Annotated in this window: 14 protein-coding genes; 3 read left to right on the top strand and 11 right to left on the bottom strand. The window is 51.7% G+C overall.

Annotation, left to right across the window (positions count from 1 at the left end; all coding sequences use genetic code 11):
• Nucleotides 1-81: 81 nt before the first annotated feature.
• Nucleotides 82-618 carry a DUF7437 domain-containing protein gene (locus QRT08_RS17965; RefSeq protein ID WP_286047362.1) on the top strand — a complete coding sequence of 179 codons (537 nt, stop codon included), beginning with the start codon at nt 82-84 and terminating at the stop codon, nt 616-618.
• Nucleotides 615-1,142, top strand: coding sequence for a PIN domain-containing protein (locus tag QRT08_RS17960; RefSeq protein WP_286047361.1), 528 nt, complete (start codon nt 615-617; stop codon nt 1,140-1,142). The genes QRT08_RS17965 and QRT08_RS17960 overlap by 4 nt, the downstream gene beginning before the upstream one ends.
• A gap of 252 nt (nt 1,143-1,394) precedes the next feature.
• Here QRT08_RS17960 and QRT08_RS17955 read toward each other — a convergent pair whose 3' ends face one another.
• From QRT08_RS17955 to nrfD, 4 genes are all read right to left on the bottom strand, one after another.
• Complete coding sequence (locus QRT08_RS17955; RefSeq protein WP_286047360.1) at nt 1,395-2,675, bottom strand: tyrosine-type recombinase/integrase; 1,281 nt, start codon at nt 2,673-2,675, stop codon at nt 1,395-1,397.
• A 506-nt stretch (nt 2,676-3,181) separates the two neighbouring features.
• Nucleotides 3,182-4,339: an Mrp/NBP35 family ATP-binding protein gene (locus QRT08_RS17950; protein ID WP_286047359.1), complete on the bottom strand. Its 1,158-nt coding sequence runs from the start codon at nt 4,337-4,339 to the stop codon at nt 3,182-3,184.
• A 4-nt stretch (nt 4,340-4,343) separates the two neighbouring features.
• Entirely contained in the window at nt 4,344-7,361 is a 3,018-nt protein-coding gene (locus QRT08_RS17945) for a molybdopterin-dependent oxidoreductase (RefSeq protein ID WP_286047358.1), read from the bottom strand.
• A 3-nt stretch (nt 7,362-7,364) separates the two neighbouring features.
• The gene (nrfD, locus tag QRT08_RS17940; protein WP_286047357.1) at nt 7,365-9,176 is read right to left on the bottom strand and encodes an NrfD/PsrC family molybdoenzyme membrane anchor subunit; all 1,812 of its coding nucleotides are present in this window, start codon (nt 9,174-9,176) and stop codon (nt 7,365-7,367) included.
• Nucleotides 9,177-9,736: 560 nt separating this feature from the next.
• Between nrfD and QRT08_RS17935 the strand changes: the two genes are divergently transcribed.
• A complete protein-coding gene (locus QRT08_RS17935) occupies nt 9,737-9,961 on the top strand; it encodes a hypothetical protein (protein WP_286047356.1) in 225 nt (74 codons plus the stop codon).
• Nucleotides 9,962-10,301: 340 nt separating this feature from the next.
• On the opposite strand, the gene QRT08_RS17930 is transcribed toward QRT08_RS17935, so the two are convergent.
• The 7 genes from QRT08_RS17930 to QRT08_RS17900 form a co-directional block, all read right to left on the bottom strand.
• Nucleotides 10,302-11,540 (bottom strand): TRAP transporter large permease, encoded by a 1,239-nt coding sequence (locus QRT08_RS17930; protein ID WP_286047355.1) that lies wholly within the window; start codon nt 11,538-11,540, stop codon nt 10,302-10,304.
• Between the two features lie 29 nt (nt 11,541-11,569).
• Entirely contained in the window at nt 11,570-12,115 is a 546-nt protein-coding gene (locus tag QRT08_RS17925) for a TRAP transporter small permease (RefSeq protein ID WP_286047354.1), read from the bottom strand.
• Between the two features lie 44 nt (nt 12,116-12,159).
• Nucleotides 12,160-13,260, bottom strand: a complete 1,101-nt coding sequence (locus QRT08_RS17920) for a TRAP transporter substrate-binding protein (RefSeq protein WP_286047353.1) — start codon at nt 13,258-13,260, stop codon at nt 12,160-12,162.
• Between the two features lie 786 nt (nt 13,261-14,046).
• Nucleotides 14,047-14,211, bottom strand: a complete 165-nt coding sequence (locus QRT08_RS17915; protein ID WP_286047352.1) for a hypothetical protein — start codon at nt 14,209-14,211, stop codon at nt 14,047-14,049.
• A 233-nt stretch (nt 14,212-14,444) separates the two neighbouring features.
• Nucleotides 14,445-14,810, bottom strand: coding sequence for a Rieske (2Fe-2S) protein (locus QRT08_RS17910; RefSeq protein ID WP_286047351.1), 366 nt, complete (start codon nt 14,808-14,810; stop codon nt 14,445-14,447).
• Nucleotides 14,811-14,832: 22 nt separating this feature from the next.
• Complete coding sequence (locus QRT08_RS17905; RefSeq protein WP_286047350.1) at nt 14,833-15,918, bottom strand: amidohydrolase family protein; 1,086 nt, start codon at nt 15,916-15,918, stop codon at nt 14,833-14,835.
• 1,009 nt (nt 15,919-16,927) lie between these two features.
• Nucleotides 16,928-17,710: an IclR family transcriptional regulator gene (locus QRT08_RS17900; RefSeq protein WP_286047349.1), complete on the bottom strand. Its 783-nt coding sequence runs from the start codon at nt 17,708-17,710 to the stop codon at nt 16,928-16,930.
• Between the last annotated feature and the right edge of the window lie 26 nt (nt 17,711-17,736).

Genomic DNA, 17,736 nt, shown 5'->3' with positions numbered 1-17,736 from the left:
CACTGAGAGTATCGGATTGGTTGCGAGTTTCGCTCTGCCGCCGGAACCCTTATCACGAATTATCCATAATTCGTAATCGAAATGGCACACTCACCTCCTCGGTCAGGCCGACCACCTATTCAGCAGCTGCAGACGGTCGCCGACCTCCTCGAAACGCCAGCGCTCGCTCGGCTGTACGCCCACATCTTGCAACACGGTCCAGTCACCGTTTCTGAGATCGTCGACGCGCTCGACATCCCACAGGGGACCGCCTACGACTACGTGCAGAACCTCGAAACTGCTGGCTTAGTGGAAAAATCCCGTAATCAGCGCCCGTACGAATACGACGCGGAGTCAATTGCACTCACGCTCTCGACGGACGGTGAGACTCAAACGATCACGCCGGCCCTTATCGCAGCCGTTGCTCGCCGCGACGAGCACGAAGACATCGATGTCTACATCGAGCGCCATGGCCTCGACGGCCTTGCTGTCGCCCTGAAGTACGCGTACGAGTACGTCGACGGCACGGTCAACCATCGCATTGTGGCCCGAGAACTCGATCTCTCACCGCTTGAGGCCGAGATCATCCTCCAATCGCTAGAACCAGTTGCTACCGAATACGCCGACGCGGCTGCATGACGACGGTCTATCTCGCCGATACCGGCGTCTTTGTACGATGTGGTGGGCCGGACAAAGATAAATTCCAACGGCTTCGCCGAGCAGTTCGACAGGCTGGAATCTCATTGCGTATCCCACAACGCGTCTACGAAGAGCTCGGAGGGGATCCTGCAGCGGACGCGTATCCCTTGGGGAACATTCCATATCCCGATGGATTCGAGGAAGGCTGGATTGTCGTCGCTGACGAACTCAACTACACTAATCCACTCGTTTCGACGGTGATGGACGAAGCGCGCCGGTTCATCGCCAACGAGACTGACCGCAACGAGGACATCACCGAGAAAGCGGACACGGCCCTCGTTGGGCTTGCTGCACAGGTTCTCGACACCGGAGAGGCGGACTACGTCGTTCTTCTGACGACCGACAAACCGGCAGGGAGAGCGGCCGAGACGCTCTTGCCACAGCACGGCTTCAGCGACCGTATCGAATTCCGGTACGTCAGCGTCGAATATCTCGAGACGATCACGGCCAACGAATTTCGGTAACGCAGATCTGAGGCGAGAACCGATGACCGACGACTGGGCCAGAGCCTCCTGTAACGAAGGCAGCCCCTATGATGCCGATAGGAGGAAACGACCGAGACGAGCGGGGTGACTGAAACGAAAGAAATGAATTCACCGAACGTAACGAATACAATGAGCGAAACGAACATCGGGGCGAGTGGAATGGCCGGACGACATGGAGATTACACACCTCCAATCCTACGCTCCTGATATCCAGTAGGTAGCGATGGAGCGTCACGAACCGAACAGCCCGACTAGGTCATCACGCATTTCATCCCGCCGATGGCGACGTCGCTCGGGCTTCGAGAGGTAGTTATCGAGGACGACCTCGGCTGATTTCGAACCCTGCTCTTCCGCGATATCTTCAAACCGATCGGCCACCCGTTTGACCGCCGCCCCGTACGCCGTGTACCAGTATCGGCGCCCCATCTTCGGCGTTGGCGCCGTTTCGTCGACGGTGATACCAGCTTCCTCAGCGAGCTTACAGAAGTGCCGGCGGGCGGTCTCGGTCGAGATATGGCCGGATTTTGACGAGGGCGACGGCAACAGGTAGCCGTTCCAGTCGTCGCCGTGTTTGTCGTGGAGATCGTCGATTCGTGTCTTGAGTTCCTCAGTACCGACCAGCAACGCGACTGTCCCCGGCCCGTTCTTGCGGTCATCCTCGTCAAAGGTGATATATGGCTCTGGGCCCTCGGGGTCGTCCTCATCGGGCGTGAGCGTGAGCTGGCGCGTATGAAGGGCACAGACCTCGCTCGGTCGCAGTCCCCATCCACAGAGACCAACGACGAGGAGGCGGTCAGCCGGCGTCTCGGCCGTCTGGTAGAGCGCCTGTATCTGGTCGGCCTCGAGTGCGGGATTGTCCCAGTTGGGCGTCGAGTCCCATCCGAATCGGCGTTCGAGCCGCGTCGTCGGGTCGTAGTCGGCGTTTCCGAAGTCGACGCGGTGCTGGTAGAACTGCCGCACCTCTTGGACGTACTTGCGTCGCGACGCGTGCGTGTTCAGCGTCTCGTCGAGCCGCCGGAGGACGTCAAAGGTGTCCGCGACATGGGCTTTCTCCTCGGAACTTCCCTGCTCAGATCGGAGTGGAGAGAGCAGATCATCGGTGTCGTTCACCTGCTGGTAGGTCCTGACGTAGCGGCGAAGCACCGATCGTCGGGTCGCGACCGTCGATTCGGCGCGTCCCTGCCGGTCCCGGAGTTCGACGAGGTAGGATTCGAGCGCCTGGCGCGTATCCTGATCGTCGACGAACGCGAACGGGCTGTCGTCTCCGTCGTCGTTTGGCGGAACACCGATCTCGCCGTAGAAGTCCCCGGGTGAGAGGTCGAAGTTCCGAGAGAGATGCGCGATGAACCCTCGATAGTGGTCACTCAACCACGCGTAAGTCGGCGTTTCGCGGTCGGGATCGAGCTCGTCGGCTCGCATCTGCTGGGCGATCTCCTCGTGATAGAAGGCCTCGCAGTCCTCAAGGTCCATCGTGCTGTAGCGGGGTGAGTTGGTGGTGGGGTCGGTGGACATGGATGATGGCGGGCATGACGGGTTCGCGAGTGGAGCAGCGTTGTGTTTCGGCTTCTCAGTCAGGTGAACGAAATCGCGTTAGGGAAGGCGATTCGCTGTGTGTTTCCCTGATTCTAAGCCCTGGGTTTTCGGTGGTTAGAGCGTTATTCCAAATCTACTTATACTTTGTGTGGGGTGATTTTCTAATCCAGAAAACAATAACAACACAAAATTCACTCAGATAATGACTGTAGTGTATATATCCTATGTCGCTATATAGATACTCGGCCCAGCGGAAGTTGAAACTACAGCAGGTGAAGAGGTTCTGTGATATGGGTAACGGTCAAATTCTAAACGAGGACTACTATGGATAGGGCCTCAAGCGTCAATTCCTACCGTATTACCACCTTTTTCGGATAATTATCTACGATTGGTGATACTTTAGTAGTTATCTGTTTCTTTTGGTCTATTACAAACGGTAGTAGATTATGACTGATGGCTGAAATCACAAGTGGTTACGACCAAATCTACTCCAAAGAGTGATGGGAGTCAGCTACTCGTGCCGCCGTACGAGTAGCGAGCTCTCGCAATGCACGACCCGCTTGAGTATCTGTTTCTCGGATCGCGATTGGTCGTAGAGCCGATTGCTGCTCGCGTTCCTCGCGTGTTCTCGGCAGTTGGATGCGACCGACAAGCGGGACAGTAACCCCCGGCGGTTCTTTAGACTCGTTCGACTCAATTGTGCCTACGCTCGTCTCCAGCGGAATTCGCCCGAGGACCGGGACATCGAACTCCTCTGCTAAGCCGGTCGCTCCATTCGAGCCGAAAATATCATGAATCGAGCTGCAATCTGGACAGGAGAAGCCAGCCATGTTCTCCGCAATCCCAAGGATAGGCACCCCATATCGTGCGAACCCCTCCAACCCCCGACGCGCGTCATCGATAGCGACTGGTTGCGGCGTCGTCACAATCACTGCGCCGGCGACCGGAAGGTGCTGGGCGAGCGTCAACTGGGCATCACCCGTTCCAGGAGGAAGGTCAACAATCAGGTAATCTAAGCTGCCCCACTCAACGTCACCGAACAGTTGTTTGATGAATTCGTCAACGATGGGGCCACGCCAGATGACAGGGTCATCTTCTCCAGCAAGGAAATCCATGCTCATAACCCGCACGCCGTGAATTTCTCTGGGGTTAATTGCGTCATCAAGTGTTGTTGCTGGAGTTCGATTCGAGAGGCCAAGCATTGCTGGAGCGTTCGGACCGTATACGTCGGCATCGAGCACGCCGACCGTTGCACCTACTGACGCGAGCGCGACTGCGAGGTTCACTGAGATGGTGCTCTTACCAACACCACCCTTTCCACTCGAGATAGCAATCACATTCTTTACCTCAGGGATGAGATCAACTCGCTCGTCACTACCGCTCACGTTCAGTTCCCATCGGCAGCGAACATCGGATACTCCATCGATGTCGGTTGTGGCTTCCACAATCTCCTGCTCGATCTTCGACCGGATATGATCGCTGGGAATGGGGAGCGTAATCTCGACAGCGACGACACCATGTTCAACAGTGATCGAACCGATTCCGCCGAGCGCGGTAAGGTCCATGAAGAGATCCGTGTCACCCACGTTGGCCTCTGCAATCCGGCGACGAACCTTTTGTACTTGGGTCTGGTCGTCCGCCATGTGATCAGTCGTTGTTCGCTGCTGATCCCTCGTGGGGATCCCAGCGTATATTCCTACCAACTGGACCGTCAACGTACCAGCCATCGTCTTTTCCTGACTCAGTCGATGGCGCAATCGGCCGCTTGAGCCATTTCGGCCGTCGAAGGCCGTTTGGCCCAGGTGCAGGATCAGTTTTCTCGACCCACTCTTGGTAGATTTCGAATGCTCGGTCGGTATCGACATAAATGTCGCCGTAGTAGTCATCTTCCGCCGCGGGACGAACAGTCACTTTCTGGTGCCAGCAATGCATCCCTGAGATTGGATCTGGATGTGGCGCATGGGTGAGGTTCTGAGCAACGCCACCGTCGGTCCACCAGACGCGCTCACTATCCGGGTCGTCGCTTTCAAACGGGCCGATACCTTCGCTCTGCCGCATACCCCATTGGCTGTTCGAGGAATCGAGATCAACGGTGACCTTCCCATAGGGATCACCACCTTCTTCGATATCGCGATCGTCCTCACGGTTAATCTTCCATTGACCCATATGGTGAGACATCGCCACAATGCCGGGCTTGATGCTCTCGGTTACCCAGACTTCATTCACAAAGTAGCCAATTTCGGTCACCACACGGACGAGGTCGCCCGTCTCGACACCCATCCGCTTGGCGTCCTTTGTGTGGACCCACACGGGATTATTATGCGAGATCTCCTCGAGCCATTTTGAGTTTGACGAGCGCGAGTGGATCTGTGTCGGCAACCGAAACGTGGGAACGAGCACTCGCTCGCCGTTTTCGTAATCGAGCTCATCCGGGTGGACGTGCGATTTGATGTAGTGCGGCAGCGTGTACTCAAGATCATCCCACCCCCACTCCGCCATTGTTTTTGAGTAGAACTGCTGCTTTCCAGTCGGTGTCGGGAACCCGCGTCGAGGTTCACCGTTAACCATTACGCCCAGTACCTCCGAGGTGTCCGATTCAGAGTAGAACTCGGGCTCGTCGCCGCGTCGAATCGTGCCGTACTCGTCGACCCAGACATCCTCGTTCTCGAGAATCGAGGGATCCAGCGGCTCCTCGTGGAGTTTGTAATCGTTTGTCGAGGCCTCGAACGCCCCATGATGTTTCATATACTCCAATGGCTCCATCCCCGCTTCGTTAGCGGCATCGACGAGATTCTCTTCATGGTCGAAGACATACTGATAATACTCGTCGATGGTCATCTTGACCGGCTTGTCATCTTCATCGCCACGGTAGGGGCTTTCGAAGTACTGGCGGATGCCCAACTCTCCGTCTTCGTCAATTCGCCACGACAGATCAAGCCAGAATTCGTCTTCCTCCCATACCTCGCCGGGGTTAGCTTCGTAGGTCCGCTCAATGGTCTCTCCCTGCCGCTCAGCATATTCCCGAAGGACGGGCTGACGGTAGGTCACCCAGGTCCCGGCATGCGTTTCTTGGCTCTGAATATCGTGTCGTTCGGGACTATGGCCCATTGGAAGGACGTAATCAGCGAAGTAGGCCGTCTCGTTCCATGTCGGTGTAAGTGCCACATGGAGGCCAACCAACTCCTCATCGGTTAGTGCCTCGATCCATGAGAATCCGTCGGGATAGGTGTAGACGGGATTAAACACCCGCGTAAAGTAAACGCTAAGCTTCCCACGACCTTCTTTAAGGAAATACGGAAGCAACTGGCTCATCTCGTAGTGAGCGAACGGCCACTCTCGGGGAAGTTGCAGCTCGTCCCACAGCTTCTGGCGCGGCGGTTCGTTCGGGAGGTGCGGATCGTACTTATGCCACGCATTGGGTGAGGTGCCACCCTTGGTACCGACACTCCCAGTTAGCACTGACAGGAAGTGTAGGCACCGCGCGACCTGCCAGCCGCCTTCGTTGCCGCTTGCGGCACTTCGCCAGATGTGACACGCAAATCGGTCGCCGGCACGGCCGATCTTTCGGGCGATTGTTCGAATTTGGTCGGCATCGGCGCCGCTCTCTGCCTCGGCGTACTCGGGCGTAAATTCAGCGTAGAGTTCCTTCAGCGTCTCGAGGTAGGTCTCAAACGTCGAATCCCTATCGGGGTACTCTTCGTCGAGGAACTGTTGCCAGTTCACCCACTGGCGCACAAACCCGGCGTCGTATAGTTCCTCCTCTATGATTACGTTCGCCATTGCTAGCAGGACTGCAGCCTCGCTTCCTGGCTGGCTGGGAAGCCAGTAGTCCGACATGGCCGCGGTGTTAGACAGTCGCGGGTCGAGGACGGCAAGCTGGCCACCGTCTTGCATCCCTTCCATAATGCGCTGGGCATGAGGGTTGAAGTAGTGACCCGATTCGAGGTGGGCCGATAGCAGTAGAACGAACTCGGCGTTCGCGAAGTCAGCGCTCGGTCGGTCGTATTTGTGCCATAGTGCGTAGCCAGTGCGGGCACCCGCACTGCAGATGTTCGTATGGGAGTTATGACCGTCGAGTCCCCAAGCGTCGATGACCCGATCCATATACTCCTCGTGGCCAGGACGACCGACATGGTAGGTGATCTCATTCTCACGACCGTCTTCTATCGTCGTGCGCATCTCCGAGGCAATATCATCCAGCGCGTCCTCCCAGCTGACGCGCGTCCACTGTCCGCTGCCCCGTGGTCCATCCCGTTTGAGTGGGTGGAGAATGCGACCAGTGTCAGTCAGTTGGTTGATCGTTGCCGGCCCCTTCGCGCAATTGCGTCCGCGGCTTCCGGGGTGCTCCGGATTCCCTTCTATCTTGCGAATTTCACCGGTCTCGTTATCAATGTAGGTCAACAGTCCGCAGCCCGCTTCGCAGTTGAAGCAAGCTGTTGGCACGAGCGAATACTCGCGAGGCGTTCCATCGGAGCCGTACTCGGTCCAAGCGTCCCAGTCATCGGGGTCCGGGTAGCCACCAAGCAGTCCGTCCGGAACCATTCGTTCGACGTCGTTGGTACCACGAACTTGGCGCTGTTTTTTGGTATCGGTCGTCCTATTCGAGAGGAGACCGAGTTTCTCTGCGGTCGTTTCTATCCAACTCGGATTGAAATCAGATCCCATGTGTTATGCTAGTGATATCGTCTGCGGTGCGGTGATCCAACAGTACTCGAAGGCGAACAGGCCAATCAACGCAAGCACGCCTGCCCCTCCAATGAGGGGGGCACTTGCGCCAGCCACGAGCGCAACCAGCGGAAGCACGATTCCGACGCCTATCGCGCCGATCCAGAACGGCTGGCTGAACCGGCCACGGGTGATTCGCGCGGCGGCCTCTTCGGCGTCTTCGGTCTGGTGGGGTGTGAAGATTTCGGAGCCAACAAGCGCGACGTGCGCGATCAAGCCTCCGAACAGGGCAACTCGTGACGGCGCAATAAGCTGATCGAACGCGATTAGCCCGAGCAACGCGGTAACAGCGGCGCCCGCGATGAGTGACTGCACGAACATGTGCAGTGGCATCGCGGGGCTCTGCCAGAGATCGCGCCCTTTTGACTGGCTGAATAGGAACGCTGTGTAGATCGCTGTCGCTGTGGCGAGAATCGTAGTGATAACGAGCGCGAGTGGGTGGACAAAGACGCCTAAATCAAGCAGCCATCCCAGAACGATAAGGCCGAGCCAACCCCCGAATGCGGTGATGATGTACGCACCTTTCACTAACCAAGAACTCCAGTTCGGGCGCAATAGCACCCAGTGGAACCGCTGAGGTTGTTCGAGATCTAAGATGAGCAGAAGTCCAGTCAACCCGAGAAAGAGACCACTAACGAGCGCACTGATACCTAGGAGACCGGCATTCGGCTCAATGATGTTCGTCAGCATCAACAGCGCCGGAAGCAGCAATGCCCCAGCAGAGATCGACTTCGTCCAGGTATAGGAATATACTTCCCAGCCCCACGACATATAATGGCTCTCACCGATGTCGTAGACTCGACGGGCCTCTTCATGGAGTAATTCGTATGCTCGCTCCATCCGACCATTCCGGTTGTCTGTCGACTGCTCGGTTTGGCTGGTAGCAGAACTGCTCGTGACACCGCCATCAGACGCCAGCGATGTATCGTCGCGTCCGCACTTACAGTTGCCGCCACACCCACAACTGCCTCCGCAGGCACATCCCCCATCGGTACGAGTATCTTCTTTCGCAGGGCCGCGAGCGCTTGAGAACGTCACGTCGGATTCAGCAAGCGAACGGGCAGCTCGTTCGACATCGAAATCTTCTCGCTCGCCACCCTGAACTTCAATACTCGAGGGGGCGTCGCTCCACATATAGTGTTCTTCCCTGGCGGTTGTACCAGGCGTGAGACTTCCTTCGTCGCCGTCAACGTAGAACAACTTGGGCTCAGTGCCTTTCTCGGGCTTCCGGGCTTGCACCTCCTGATCGGAGATCGTCTCGGTGATCTTTGTCTCTGGATTCTCCGTGTCGCCGGCGATGATTGCGTCTTCCGGACAGACAGTGACGCAGGCGGGTTCTCTTCCGGAGTCAACACGGTGAGAGCAGTAATTACATTTCGCGGCGGTTGACGTCTCGGGATCGATATAGAGTGCGTCGTACGGACAGCCTTGCATACAAGCCTTACAGCCGATGCATCTCTCTGTGTCGAAATCAACGATACCGTCCTCGCGTTCCCAGAGCGCCGTTACAGGGCAAACATCGGTGCAGGGTGAATCATCACAATGATTGCACCGCATTACTGAGAAGTTCCGATTTGTATTTGGAAACTCTCCCTTCTCAATATACTTTACCCATGTCTTATTGACGCCGATTGGATCGTCGTGTTCCGCCTTGCACGCGACCGTGCAGGCATGACAGCCGATACATCGCCGGTTATCGATTACGAAGCCATAGTTCGTGATAGGTACCACTCCCGTTCCGTGGTAGTAAAACACATGCAAAGCGTTAACTTAAATCTTCAGTATCAGTACAGGGTACCGCTAACTTACCGAAATGGCCAGGAAGGTTCGACTCCTATCGGAGCTGATGTACACAAACCTTCCCTACCTAACAGAAGTCTTAGACAAGATTGAGTTTTTCAAGCGTGAGCGGACGGATGGCGAGTTCACGCTGTTTACGGTCGTTGGTCCTGAAATGCGTACCTCCTACACACGTTGGTCACCCGGTCAAGAAACTACTCACAACTGGCGGTTTCTGACCGAAATCGCCGAGTTGTATGATCGAACACCGTTAATCGTGGTGAAGACGCGTCATCCGCCGCCATAGCGTGAGAAATCGTATCGAATGTTGGATACAGGAACGTAAACGCCGCATTGACACGTTCTACGCATCGTTCACTGGTTACGACGTTGCTCACGAACAACTGGCTCAACAGTTCGTTTGGATAGGGGATATCTGCCTAAGTTAGTGTCGCCACTCATAATTCTCATTTGAGATAGATATCCGTGATACCAAGCATTAATATAGTGAGTATCATAATAAGTGATCACATCGCATGGCTACCGCAATCGAAGGGAAGGCACAATCGGGGCGAAACCGAGTACTGGTATTCGTCGAGATACTGGCGGTTACATTGTTTCTCGCGTACTTCATGAACCTACTATTAGTCACGCAATTAGGAATGGAATCGCTGTTCAGCAACGTCCACCAGTATCTCCTCCTCCTGATCATGTCGTTCCTGATCGCAGGAGACATAATTGCTAAGAAAATTCTCGCGTAAAGAGATACTGCACATGTTGGCGGTAGACATCTTTCTCGGCCAGTTGAATCTCGATACGCTGCTGTTTCTCAAAGAAGTTCTCACGCGGCCCTTGGTGCGACTGGCCGCTCGACCGCCTTGAGTGCGACGTCAAGCGTGAAACGTGGGGAGATCAGTCACTCATCGAAGCGTGGTTCGAAATTTTCACATGCCGAACTAGGCGCTCCTGGCACAGATTTTTGTACTATCGGCATGCTTGTGCATGCCGAAATGGGCCGCCGAAATTTCTCCAGTTTCAACCGGAGAGAACTATGCTCCGATAAGACATACGTCACCAGGGAAAAGAAATTTGGGATTGATATTAGAATGTAAAAGTGCTCAACGGTGCGTAATACGCTACAATCACCACGACGACGATCATTGCGATCAAATACGGGACAGCGTGCCTTGCGATCGCGAGTATGTCCTCCTCGGTAATTGCGGACATGACATATAGATTGAGGCCGATCGGCGGGGTGATGAATCCGACAGCTAGTGCGAGATTCATAAAGATCACGAAGTGAATCGGATCCATCCCAATTTCCGTCGCGACGGGGAGTAGTAGCGGTCCGAGAATAAGGATGTTCGGCGTCGTTTCCATGACCGCTCCGGCAACCAGGAAAATGGCAAGCATTGTGAGGACGACCTGCCAGTGTGCCGTCGTCGGTCCGATTAAGAAGTCGATTATCGTGGATGGGACCTCATAAATCGCCAGAATCTGACTGAGGACGATCGCGATACCGATGATCGGCGTGATAATTCCGTTGACTATCGCACTTTGTTCTAACATATTCGGGAAATCCGAGAAAGAGATCTCCCGCACGCTCATACCGATAGCGATGGCGACGAAAACTGCTACGGCGGCCGCTTCTGTGGGTGTGAAAATACCGGAGTAAATCCCTCCAAGAATGATCACCGGAATCATCAGGGCGAATTTCGCGTCCCAAAGTGCGGCTGCCATTTCTCGTGGGGAGCTGTGGGAACTTTTATTCTCATACCCGTTCAACCGGCTAACCACCGTATGAGCGACAATCGCGCTGACCAACACCAGTACGCCCGGAATGAGTCCGGCTATGAACAGATTTGCTACTGAAACACCAAGTACTGTTCCAGCGATAATATACGTAATACTCGGCGGAATAAGTATTCCGGTGGATGCACCGCTCGCGATAAGCGCGCTTGCGTACGGGCCCGGATAGCCGAAATCCTTGAGGTGATGATGCGAGATTCGACCGATCGCGGCAGCGTCAGACGAGTTCGAACCACTAATGGACGCGAACAATCCACATCCTAATAGCGTCGCAGTTCCCACGCCGCTATTGAAGCCACCGACAATCCTGTTCGCGAAATTCAGGAGTTTCTCCGAAAGACCAGACTCCACGATCGCATCACCCGTCAAAATGTATAACGGAATGGCGAGAAGTGCAAAGGAGTTCAGCCCTGAGAACAGCGTGCTACCGTATATGGTTGTCGGGAAGATACCGGTTTGCTGAACAAGTAACACCGATCCCAGCCCGATCGCCACAAGAACAGGGACACCGAGTGCCAGTAGCACGATCATTACGAGACCGGTGATGAGGACTATAGACATTAATCATCGCCCCTTCCAAAGATGGATTCTCCCTCGTACACCGGATGATCGTTGATAACGGCGTGGACGTCCCATACCAGCATCTGGATCGTTCGAATAGTCAGCAGTATGAACCCCAAGAGGACGGCAAACATGAAGTACTCTTGGTTAACTCGGAGTGCCTGTGTTACCGCACCCTGCTCTGCTGTTGTCTGTAGGACTGGAACGAACCAGCTTACCGAGAAATATGCGAAGATCAGCATTGCGATATCGCTGATGATGTACATTATCCCGACACCGCGATTCGAGAGATACCGATGGATAATATTAATACGGATGTGCTGCCGTTTGCGAACGCCCCAGCTCGCACCAATCCATGTTAGGTAAATAAAAGAAAATCGCGCAGTTTCCTCACCCCAAAGACTTGCAGAGTCAAGGGCGAATCTGCGGAAGACTTCGAGGACGATAATTAGGGTCAAAAAGATGTAAAATCCGTAGAGTAGAAACCGTTCCGCGTACCGGTCCAGCAAATGGAGCGCTAACCGCCATCCGGTCAGATCTTTCATAGACGAACGGAATGATAAATGAGATTCCTTATTAGACATATCTCTTATCCATCGTAGTTCGACTCCAGTTCCTCGAGGTTTGGTTCGGAAACGTCGTAATCTGAGTCCGACCGGGCTGCGCTTTCCAGCGTTTCAAACGTTTCCATATCGCCAGCGAGATCTGTCTTCCAGTCATCCCACTCCGAGCGCTGGTACCCGATTGCATCCTGCCACTGTTGTCGCTCTGATTCATCAATATCGTGGAAAGTTACGCCGCTATCACGGAGTTGGTTGTACGAGTTCTCTCTCGATGTTGGGAGTTGGTCAAGCATGTCCTGGAAAGTTTGTTCGCCTGCGTTGTCTATGGCGTCCTGCAGATCATCAGAAAGGGAGCTATACCAGCTGTGACTCATTGCGTAGGTTTGTACGTCTGGAATTATATCCGTCAACGTAACGTGGGTCAAGATGTCTCGAAACCCGAATGAGTTTGTCGCCATGAAGTCGACATGAAGCGTCTCGGCGACTCCTTCACTGAGTGCGGAAGACGTTTCGCCCCAATCGATTGGCGTCGGGTTCGCACCGATCATTTCCCACATCTGAGACAGAATTTCAGATGCGTTGATTCGATGCTTCACTCCTTCCATATCACTTGGTACAATCTTCGGCTCCGAGGCCCCTTCTCCGGTCGAGAGGTGACGCGGATCCCAACAGACATATGCGAAAGGCTCGAAGTCGCTTTCTCGGAGGTTATCGTGGACGGTGTCATCCCATTCATCACTGGTCACGAGATTCACTAGTTGCTGATTTTTTCCCGCTAAGAACGGGAGGTTGACGAGGTCGGCTGCATCCGCATATGGGGTCATGTTCCCCAACGAGAAGAGGGCCATCTCAACCGAGCCCTGCTGAACAAGACGGGCAAGTTCTGTCCCAGCACCGAGCTCTCCGCCGATGCTAAGTGTAACTGAGATCTCCCCGTCGGTTTCGTTTTCGATATTCTCTTTCAGCGCTTGGTGCATCACCGGAAGTGTACTATTGACGTCACCATACGGACTTGCGACGCGTATCTCGTTCTCGTTGGAACTATCGGTCTCTGCACATCCGGCGAGGGTCGTAACTGATGCTACACCGCATACCGTGATAAAGGATCTTCTGGTAGTACGTGACACACGAACTAGTATCAACAGTCCCCTAAATAAACCTTTCTAAGACCTATTGTTTTGATGACTCGACCGGGTGAGCGGGTCGCTTGAAAAATCGATGGGATTCGAACGACAGGTTCACTACTGTTCGATCCGAATATAACAGCGAATAACACCTTCTGACAGCGACTGCTCGGCCATATACGACGTTTTTACGACCGTTTGATGGCAATGGGAATGGCGGTGGCCTGAGTAACGGTGCGTCGATCGAAGTGTGTTGGGTATTACTAATGCTATCTGACGGAGTCGGGATGATATTTCCTACCTGAACCCGCTCGTGTTCCTTCTCTACGGATTCGCCCAAATATACGAAGCCCTTGTATGTTCTGTTCATGATCAGTGGTATCCTTACCTGGTTTAGATGAATACTCGTGAGATCCCATTCGTATTCACCTTCGTTCCAATCGTACGCGCCTCGAACGTCGATTTTTCCTTCGTCTCCCTCGTTTCGGCGCACAGTTTTCTCGTCGGGGACGAGAATTCCGTTCGTCCGCTTTTGAACGCCGAACTCCTCGGCTGGCATATTTTTTCTGTAGTACCAACCGTGACCACCGTCAGCGAGTACCCGGTTGTCAGAAATCGTCCCGCTCGCTACGTCCGGCGCCCGGAGAAGAGTAATGGCTCACGTACTGATCGGGACATTGGGGCATCGGTGATTCGGTATCTCGCCATCGACATAGACAAATTTCCACATTATAGGCACCTACTCAAAAAGAGTTATCTGGACATTGCACAGGGGTTCCGTATTGTAGACTAGTTATCCCCGATCAGTCGGCAGATCATTTTTAAGAAGATTCCTACCGTTACCTTCAGCAGAACGGCTTTCTCGCTGTAAGTGTTCATATCGGGTGTGTAGGTGAGGTCGATATCCGATGCTTCTTCTGAATTTATTGGTAACTCATTCAGCTCGCGACCCATACCGTCGATCGTCTCCTCGTTGTACTTGCAGGGAAGTCTCCCGCAAAGATCGAGCAGTTCCTCGGGTTCCCGTACAGACGATCTACAACTGGCTCGATGCCGTCGCCGAGCGCAACCAAGTCGCACTCGGCGCCCTCCTCTGTCCCGGATATTTGACCTATATCACATATCTAATCACACTAATGGCAATGAAGATCATACATACTTATAAGTTTTAATATTTAAATATTTAATTATAAAGATAATATGATATTCCCCTCTTCGATTCTTACCGGATAACTAGGGAGGCTCACGCCAGATCGTGAAATACACTCACCAGTCTGTATATCATATTCCCAGCCATGCCAAGGACAATTTAGAATCTCATCTTCTCGAGTATAAGTAAGGGTCTGCGTAAGATTTTCCGAATCCCACGTAGCTTCAGTCGTACCGGTAACTTTCCCTTCGCAACACGGACCCGCCTGGTGAAAACACCAATTGAGATATGCAACGTATTCTCCGTCGACATTGAATACCGCGATCTCCCTACCCTCAATTTCAGTCACAATCCGTTCCCCCACACCGATTTCGTCTTCTTTCGCGATGTTATATTCCTTCATCATTACGAAACTTTCTTATTAGCTATATAGTCAGGTCAAACATTTCAATCGCATTCTGAGTCATCACTTTCGTTAGATCCTCTGGATCAAACATTCGTTGAAGGTGCTGATTGAGAGTTTCTGGGTTATCGAAGTCCCAGTGTGGGTAGTCAGTCGCAAACAGAATATTGTCGGTTCCAACCACGTCAATTAATTTAGCTAGGTCCGTCTGGGCCATCGGTTCTTCGAGAGGTTGGCTTGCTACGTACATCTTTTCTCGGAAATATTCTTCGGGCATTTTCTCTAAGAGGGGAGCTTCTGAGCGCCGCATTGAGTATTCCTTGTTAAGCCGAAATAGCATGTAAGGCACCCAGGAGAGGCCTGCTTCCAAAAAGGCCCATCTGAGATCTGGGAATTTTTCTACAGTCCCTTCAACGATGAGGCTAATCATCGTCAACATCTGACTCCATGGGTGAGCGAGAGTATGTACCTCAATGAATTGATTCAGACTTTGGTTCTGTCTAGGAAATTCGAACATAAAACCGTCAGCGCTACCATGGAATGCTACATTGAGATCATTGTCCTCGGCAGCCTCCCACATGCTATCGTAGAAACTATCACCTAATGGCGGATTGGGACCAGTATTGTGAATGTAAATACCAACAATATCCTCCTCACTTGCCATTCGATCAATTTCTTCAGCGGCTTTATCTGGTTGCTGAGTCGTAATTGTAGCGAGACCAAGGAAATTGTCATATACATCCAAGAAATTGTCAATAAGAAAATCGTTATGTGCTTTCATTAGTGCTACTGACCAATCATTCTCTGGATTTCGACTCATCAACCCTAATGTGTTTATGATTGGGTAGTCAACACCTAGATCGTTGCACAGACTATGTTTTAGATCTTCAGCTGTTTGAACAGAGTCAAAATCCATGAGGAATTTCCCATTTACTGTTCGGTCCCAACCGTCATTTGGCTGTTGACCAGTGTGGGAGTCTTTCATTCGGCTCCTCCACGGCTCATCAAGATATGGTACAAGATCCTCGTGGCGGATTTGGAGATGTACGTCAGAGTCGATCGTAAGCTCGTCGCCTACTACGTCTGGGCTTGCTACCTCTTGGGACATCACATGTGAATGTTACACACACCAATATAAATTTTCCCCCAAAAATAACGGCTGAAGTATATTTAAACAACTATTTTAGTATAGGTAGCAGGATATTTGGAGCTCGATAGATGAGATGGATGACTACAATATATTTATTCAAATATTTTGACTATGAAAATAATTCCTGTTTCTATTGAGACGGTATTTATAATGTTCACTGATAGCGTACCAGATGTTACTAAAAAGAATTTAATTAACAAAAATAATAGACTACTTATCGAAGAGTAGGCTGTGCCATTACAAGAATATGTCTGTAATTGATTTCCCCTGTGTTTGTCGTTCCGAGAGAGTTACATTCTAAATAGTCTATGAATAACCCGGTTAGTGATGAATAGTAGTGCATGATCAATTTGACCGTTACCACCAGTATCTCTATTTTTAAACTGAATCCGCATTTTACTCCGTTCACCCACAGTGAATGCTGACTGATCAATTGTTTATTAGCTATATTCTATAAGTTAATGCTTATCAACATGATTAGTACAGGATCTGTCGCTGCTGCCGGATTCACTTAGACCGATACAGTAGGGCAGTGGTGATCTAAGAAGGCTTACCCGCAAGGTACTAAACGGTGATGGCATTATCGGTGATCATTAATGTCTATTTCTAACGGAGTGAGGTATTCATGAGATAGAACGGAGAATACTGGAGCCACTACCATATCTTTGATTCATAATCCTGTAATCAATTATTTTCGTTAGGAGGAAGATTAATGGCTAAAAAACCGGCTTGATGGATTAAGAACAATAAAATTTGTCAAGAGATGAAACTCCCGATCTATGATCCACCACAGTTCGACAATGGTATATATACCCACAAAACCATCCCCAAAATAGAGTCTGTTCACGATTGTAGAAATGGATAAGATGTTCGTCAGATAGGGAACAAGAACGTAAAATGACAATACAACCATTTAGGTGAATTTTAATTATTAAATATTATGTTATATTTTATATGGGTTGTTTAATTATCGTAAACTTACATTATTGTGCTTAATTTGTAGCTTGATTTCGTCTGCACTCGCTAGTACTGCGTTCGCGTATTCGTCATTAAGATCGCTTTCTGAGAGGTAATGAGCTGGTCCAGCAACACTTATACCACCCAGTATATTATGATCGGGGATCGATACTGCAGTACCAACTTCTCTAATACCTTCTTGACGCTCTTCCATATTTAACGCATATCCACGATCTCGAATCGTCTCGAGTTCCTTGTGAAGGTTTTCTCGGTCAGTAATAGTTGCGTCTGTTCGACGCGGAAGTCCATGCTTTTCGATTAAGTTAGCTACCTCCTTATCCGATAAGGTTGCGAGCATTGCTTTACCGACCGCAGTAGTACTTAGGTGAAATTGTTCTCCTAAAAGGAGATAATTTATACTATATCTAGTACGGTCGATATGTGTAAAGATTCCGAGACCACCCTGCTCGATAGCAAAGGTAGCGTTCTGATCTGTCTCCTGTCTTAGTTTCGTTACAGCAGATTCTGCGATACGACACAAATAATTGTTATCTCTCACACGACCACCAAAAGTTAAGAATTTAAAACCCAATTCGTACTTTCCTCCGTCATTAATTATATAATCCTCACTTTCGAGTGCTTTTAAATGTTTGTGGACAGTCGATTTGGGCAAATCAGACATTTCCGCTAACTCTGTTACACCAGCTTTATCAAGGATATGAAGAGAATCTAGTATAAGAAATAATGTTTTGTCTGATTTTACCCACCCTTTCTGTTGCTTACTCTCCTTCATCTCTCTGCAATGCATGGGATAGAGGG

This window comes from Halalkalicoccus sp. NIPERK01 (assembly GCF_030287405.1).
Classification (GTDB): Archaea; Halobacteriota; Halobacteria; order Halobacteriales; family Halalkalicoccaceae; genus Halalkalicoccus.
The sequence above is the reverse complement of the archived record's forward strand: the minus strand, read 5'-3'. Positions and strand labels throughout refer to the sequence as shown.

Bases quoted from the DNA above. Each gene is read 5' to 3' on its own strand.
- QRT08_RS17945 (WP_286047358.1), bottom strand. From the start codon at position 7,361: ATGGGATCTGATTTCAATCCGAGTTGGATAGAAACGACCGCAGAGAAA.
- QRT08_RS17900 (WP_286047349.1), bottom strand. From the start codon at position 17,710: ATGAAGGAGAGTAAGCAACAGAAAGGGTGGGTAAAATCAGACAAAACA.
- QRT08_RS17950 (WP_286047359.1), bottom strand. From the start codon at position 4,339: ATGGCGGACGACCAGACCCAAGTACAAAAGGTTCGTCGCCGGATTGCA.
- QRT08_RS17925 (WP_286047354.1), bottom strand. From the start codon at position 12,115: ATGAAAGATCTGACCGGATGGCGGTTAGCGCTCCATTTGCTGGACCGG.
- QRT08_RS17935 (WP_286047356.1), top strand. From the start codon at position 9,737: ATGGCTACCGCAATCGAAGGGAAGGCACAATCGGGGCGAAACCGAGTA.
- QRT08_RS17915 (WP_286047352.1), bottom strand. From the start codon at position 14,211: ATGGGTCGCGAGCTGAATGAGTTACCAATAAATTCAGAAGAAGCATCG.
- QRT08_RS17955 (WP_286047360.1), bottom strand. From the start codon at position 2,675: ATGTCCACCGACCCCACCACCAACTCACCCCGCTACAGCACGATGGAC.
- QRT08_RS17910 (WP_286047351.1), bottom strand. From the start codon at position 14,810: ATGAAGGAATATAACATCGCGAAAGAAGACGAAATCGGTGTGGGGGAA.
- QRT08_RS17965 (WP_286047362.1), top strand. From the start codon at position 82: ATGGCACACTCACCTCCTCGGTCAGGCCGACCACCTATTCAGCAGCTG.
- QRT08_RS17960 (WP_286047361.1), top strand. From the start codon at position 615: ATGACGACGGTCTATCTCGCCGATACCGGCGTCTTTGTACGATGTGGT.
- QRT08_RS17905 (WP_286047350.1), bottom strand. From the start codon at position 15,918: ATGTCCCAAGAGGTAGCAAGCCCAGACGTAGTAGGCGACGAGCTTACG.
- QRT08_RS17930 (WP_286047355.1), bottom strand. From the start codon at position 11,540: ATGATCGTGCTACTGGCACTCGGTGTCCCTGTTCTTGTGGCGATCGGG.